This window comes from Paenisporosarcina sp. P4_E4_2 (assembly GCF_056401595.1).
The window spans coordinates 1-6,004 of the sequence record NZ_JBFUJC010000191.1 but is presented as its reverse complement, the minus strand read 5'-3'; the positions used below and the strand labels follow the sequence as shown (position 1 = coordinate 6,004).

Genomic DNA, 6,004 nt, shown 5'->3' with positions numbered 1-6,004 from the left:
CATTTAAATGAATCATGTAAATGGAAACGGCGTGACCCCTAACCCCTTATAACAACGTAATCGTCTGAAAATACCTTTGTTCTTTTCGAACAATACGTTGCATAGTTTGAGAGGTTATTAGGATGTTTTCTCATGTTCAAAACATCACTCCGTTTACTTTTCCATTATCTTCTAAGTCTTAGGTCTTAGAAAAATATAATCCTAAGGATCAATGTGGAAGATACTCCTTTTTTTTACAATGAAGATGCAACTGAAACGATGGTAAGAAGGGAGCACATAGTTTGAATTAAGTTTTTGTAAAGTTTAATAAAAGTCTGATTTTTCGTTTTGCATTTATAGTATATTTCTTTTGATATCAAATTTGTAATTTTATGGAGGGAACTTGTTATGTCGATATTTACCAAGTGGGCTTTTCGTAACAGGGCTGCTGTCGCTGTATTAACCATTTTAATATTGGTGATAGGTATTGTCAGCTATTTTAGATTGCCTATGGAATTTTTACCATCTGCGGATAATCCGCAAGTCACCATTATTTCCGTTGGACAGGGAACTGACTCCAATACGATGGAATCAGAAGTAACCTATCCGATTGAAAGAGCTGTTGCAGGATTGAATGGAAAAACATCCGTCTATTCTACAACAGGAGATGGATTTTCAAAAGTAGACCTGTTTTTCGAAGCAGGATATGATATGAAACAAGCCAAACAGGATGTGCAAGATGCGTTAAGTAATGTAGCTTTGCCGCACTATATATCCAAGCCAACAATATCACAGCTTAATACATCTATGATTCCAATTGCAAACATTGCTGTCACCTTTGAAGAAGGTGTGACTACAGAAAATATAGATTTTGCACGTGAAGAGCTTCAATCTCTTTATCAAGAAATAAAAGGTGTTTCCAGTGTAGATCTATATGGGATTACAGATTCCGTCATTTCCGTGAATATTGATGATGAAAAATTGGCTGAAAATCAAATTTCTCTTCAAACAGTTATAGGCATTCTTAATGGTCAAAATACTGCTGTAGCTGTCGGTGAAAAGATTATTGACGGAAAAACAAGCAATATTAAAGTAATCGGTGATTTAACAAGCATTGAAAAACTAAAAGGCTTAACTGTTTCACCCAGTGTGACGCTTGGAGATATTGCAACAATTGAAGAAACAAAAGATGCAAATTTCATTAGCCGATTTAATGGAAAAGAAAGCCTAGATATTAGCATCACAAAGGACAGTCAATCCAATGCGGTGACTATTAGTAAAGAAGTAGAAAAAGTAACAAAGGAAATCAACGAAAAGTATGATCAGCAGGAATCTGTTATTTACATATCCTCTGCTGATATGGTTCAAAATTCCGTTCACACTATGATAAAAGAAGTTCTTCTTGGTGCACTATTTGCAACAATCGTCATTATGGTTTTCCTGAGAAATATCCGTTCTACTTTTATTACCATAATATCGATTCCTCTATCCCTGTGTTTCACACTATTCCTTCTGTCTTGGTCTGGTGTGACATTGAATATCTTAACACTCGGTGGTGTCGCTGTTGCAGTTGGACGCCTAGTAGATGACAGTATTGTCGTTATCGAAAATATTTTCCGAAAAATGCAAACAGAGAAATTCTCAGTTCAAATGGTAATTGACGCAACGAAGCAAGTGGGGGTTGCTATTACTGCCTCTACATTAACAACAGTAGCCGTTTTCTTACCGATGAGTTTACTGAATGGTGGACTTCAAGAATTTCTTTTACCATTCGCTTTAACCGTTACTTATTCCTTGCTAGCATCCTTGATTGTCGCGTTGACTGTTGTTCCGTTAATGAGTGCGGGATTATTAAAGAATACAAAGCTTCCTGAACATAAACCAGCTGTTCGTTTTCCAAAAGTAGTTACATGGTCCTTAAATCATAAATGGATTGTTTTCACGATATCCATCCTCCTTTTCATCGGATCCATAGGCACTTATTTTTTCATTCCAAAAGGTGCAGTTGACAGCTCCTCTGCTGACTATGTCCTGACCACGCTGAGTTACCCGAATGATACGCCAGTGGAAGAAGTAAAGGAAAAGACAATTGAATTTGAATCATCCATTCGAGATATGGATGAAGTTAAACATGTGTTTTCACAGGTAGGTTCTCCAGCTGAAGCTGCTCAATATGGCTATGTTGGATCACCGACAGAAGCGTCCTTCAGTATTTTATTAGACGACAAAAATGATACAGACTTCATAGTAAAAGAAATATTAAAGAAAAAGGATCAATATCCTGATGCCCTTTTAGAAGTAACAACAGCCTCCTTTATGATGGGAGGAGCAGGCACAAATATCACCATTGATGTAGTCGGTGAAAATTTGGCAGAGCTTGAAGAAGTGGCAACCAATATTAAAGAAAAAGTGGAAAACATTGAGGGTGTCGAGGAAGTATCGACCAATCAAGACGAGAAGAAAACTGTACACTCCCTTGTTGTAGATCCAACAAAAGGAAATACTGAACAAATCGCGCAGCAGTTGGGTGTGATGTTAAATAAAACACCAATTGGAACGATTAGTTTAGATAACCAGCAGAAAACTGTATTCCTGGAACCTCTCCTGGATACGGATACACCTGAAGACTTGGAGAATATACCAGTCATGACCGATTCCGGTCTTGTGCCAGTATCATCCATTGCTACTTTACGAAGTGAAGAGCTTTCAACCAATCAGTTTCATAAAGATGGGGATGCCTACCTTCGTGTCACAGCATCCGTTGATCCTGCAAAGCTTTCTGAAATCTCGAAAACAATCAATCTAGAGATTTTCGGCGATCAAAAAGACAATAAAGGCATGGATCTACCAGAGAATGTTGAGGTTCTAGTAGGTGGATCAAGTAGCCAACAAGCAGATGATTTTACAGATTTATTTCTAATAATGCTTGTTTCGATCGGAATAGTATTTTTAATTATGGTCATCACATTTAAGTCGATCAGAGCACCAATCGCCATTCTTTGCTCTCTTCCACTTGCTGCGATTGGCGCAATTTCAGGAATCCTCATCAGTGGAATTCCAGTTGATATCACAGCACTACTAGGGGCATTAATGTTAATTGGTATCGTCGTAACAAACGCGATTGTTCTTCTAGACCGAGTAAAACAAAATGAACAAAAAATGATTATACGTGATGCTCTAGTGGAAGCGACAGCAACAAGGATGAGACCGATTTTCATGACTGCGATTGCAACCATCTGTGCGATGCTTCCACTGTTACTAAAACAAGCCGAAACAGGAAGCTTAGTATCACAAAGTCTTGCTATTGTTGTGATTGGTGGGCTTGCCTTGGCAACCGTGCTGACCCTAATCGTGATTCCTTGTATGTATGAATTGCTTTACTTTAGAAAATCTAAGAAACAGCGCATGAATCAAACAACTGACCAAGATATTTCAGTATGAAATTAATATTACCAGTCACACCTTCCATTATGATGTGAATAATAATGGATCGTGTGACCCCATAGCGTGAGACAAACAAAACACCTTTAAGTTGAAAACGGGTATTGAATACCTGAACCAACTTTGAGGTGTTTTCTATTAGTAATAAAAAATTTAATATATCCCTAACCATTATGTTCAAATCAAAAAAACACGTCTTTCGATATAAATCGAAAGACGTGCATGATGGTGATTAAATCCATCAACATGAATCATGTAAATGGAGATGGCGGGAATCGAACGCGCGTCCAGAAAAAAAGAACTTCGAATAAGAAAAACATAGGGAGATTTTAGTCTTCCTATGTTTTCATTCATATTATTTATCTGTTTGTTTTTGCTTTTTTTTCAAATACTCCGCACGTATTTTTTCAAGTTGCTGCTTTTTATCAAATTTGGCAGGCTTGTGTTTTTCATGATACTTTGCCACAGCCACCTGACCTTTGGTATCCAATTGATATTTCCCCACTTTGTTCACCTACTTTTCTTGTCTTTAAAGAGAATCTATTCAACAAATATAATATACCTTATTTTACTGAAGTAAACCTTTTTACTTTATTAGTGTACTGCCTAACCTTGCATATATCAGTAAAAACTTAGTAAAATAATTCATAGCCAAATGGTATTCATTACTACCACTAACCAGACACATGGCGGATAAATCATAACACAACCAAAAAGCCACGATCACCGAGTCATCCTCGGTAATCGCGGCTTTTTATATCTTCATTAGTCGAATTCAATCAAATGAATACCTTTATGGAGCATTAGGTCAGATCAATAGTTAAGCTTCTRTATTCTTTTTACTAGAGTCGTAGATCCTAAGATTTCATAGAAACTACTGTACCTTCTTTACGTTCTTTAGCATACTCAGCTGTAGCTGTGAACAGTACGTCAGAAGAAGAATTCAGTGCAGTTTCACAAGAATCTTGAACAACACCGATGATAAAACCAACACCAACAACCTGCATTGCAATATCATTTGGAACTCCAAATAAATTACATGCTAGTGGGATAAGTAATAGTGATCCGCCAGCAACACCTGATGCACCTGCTGCAGAGACAGCTGCTATAACAGAAAGCATTAATGCAGTCACAAAATCAACTTCAATACCAAGCGTATTTACTGTTGCAAGAGTTAGTACAGCAATTGTAACGGCTGCACCAGCCATATTAATTGTAGCACCTAGAGGGATTGACACTGCATAAGTATCCTCATCTAAGCCTAGTTTTTCACATAATTTCATATTTACCGGAATATTTGCAGCTGAACTACGTGTAAAGAATGCCGTAATACCACTTTCTCTTAAAACCATTAAAACAAGTGGATAAGGATTTTTGCGCGTATAGATGAATACGATTAGCGGATTCACTACAAGTGCGATAAACAACATACATCCAACTAGAATTAAAATTAATTTACCGTAATCAAGTAAAGCAGAAAGACCACTTGTTACAATTGCACTAAAAACAAGCCCCATAATACCAAGCGGTGCTAAATTAATCACCCATTGTACAACTTTAGTGATTGCATCCGAAAAATTACCTAACATGTCTTTCGTATTTTGATTCGCATTTTTTAATGCAATCCCAAGAACGATTGCCCACATTAAAATACCTAGATAGTTAGCATTTACTAATGCATCAATTGGATTAGCAACTAAGTTAAATAGTAATGTTTGAATAACTTCAACAATACCTTCTGGTGGAGATATGTCTTCTGCTCCTGCTGTTAGTGTTAATGTAACTGGGAACATAAAACTTGCAACTACAGCGACAGCCCCAGCTAGGAATGTACCAATAGCATAAAGACCAAGAATCGATTTCATATTCGTTTTCTTACCACTTTTATGTACGGCAATCGCATGCATCACTAAGAATAATACTAATATTGGTGCAACTGCCTTTAATGCACCGACAAATAAAGAACCGAAAATGGAGATCCAACTTGCGGCTTCAGGAACCGTTAAAGCTAAGATAAGACCGACAATAATACCGATCATAATCCTTTTTACTAGGCTCACTTCATTCCATTTAACAAATAAATTTTTCATTCTACTACCCCCCAAAATTTTCTTAAAACACGCATAAAAAACGCACAATCACTTCTCCTCGTTAAAATAATGTGTACTTATTTTAACTTTAAATAGACTGATATTTTATTCTATCACAAATTTTTAGAATGTTATATCGATTTTTTTTGTTATCTTTTGGGATTTCTTATGAAAACCGTCCTTGTGTTAGCTGCAATTTTGGGAGCATATGGACAGGTAAAAAAGCCTCAATCCTGAATTATCCTCAGTAATTGTAGCTTTTAAAATTCATAGTGTTTGTTCCCTGGGTAAGAAACAAGCTTGAAAATCATAACCTTCACGTTTGCTTGAATTAACATGAATATTTCTAATATAGGGTAGTTTTATTAACTAAAATCTTCACTTGGGACTGTAAATTCTGCATCGAGAACAGAAATGACACTTCCAATATTTTTACTCACTGGTGTTTCATCACTATGTACTGGTTTGTCCCCTTCCCCATTCCCCCTATCTAC

The 6,004-nt window shown here is 36.6% G+C and carries 3 protein-coding genes; 1 reads left to right on the top strand and 2 read right to left on the bottom strand.

The genetic code is table 11. The annotated features are described in order from the left end of the window. The first annotated feature begins 387 nt into the window (after window positions 1-387). Window positions 388-3,420, top strand: a complete 3,033-nt coding sequence (locus AC1DSB_RS12940; RefSeq protein ID WP_477586850.1) for an efflux RND transporter permease subunit — start codon at window positions 388-390, stop codon at window positions 3,418-3,420. A gap of 355 nt (window positions 3,421-3,775) precedes the next feature. Here the strand turns inward: AC1DSB_RS12940 and AC1DSB_RS12935 are convergent, their stop codons facing one another. Then, window positions 3,776-3,925 carry a hypothetical protein gene (locus tag AC1DSB_RS12935; protein ID WP_016429071.1) on the bottom strand — a complete coding sequence of 50 codons (150 nt, stop codon included), beginning with the start codon at window positions 3,923-3,925 and terminating at the stop codon, window positions 3,776-3,778. A 352-nt stretch (window positions 3,926-4,277) separates the two neighbouring features. Further along, window positions 4,278-5,510, bottom strand: coding sequence for a serine/threonine transporter SstT (gene sstT, locus AC1DSB_RS12930; RefSeq protein ID WP_477532979.1), 1,233 nt, complete (start codon window positions 5,508-5,510; stop codon window positions 4,278-4,280). Between the last annotated feature and the right edge of the window lie 494 nt (window positions 5,511-6,004).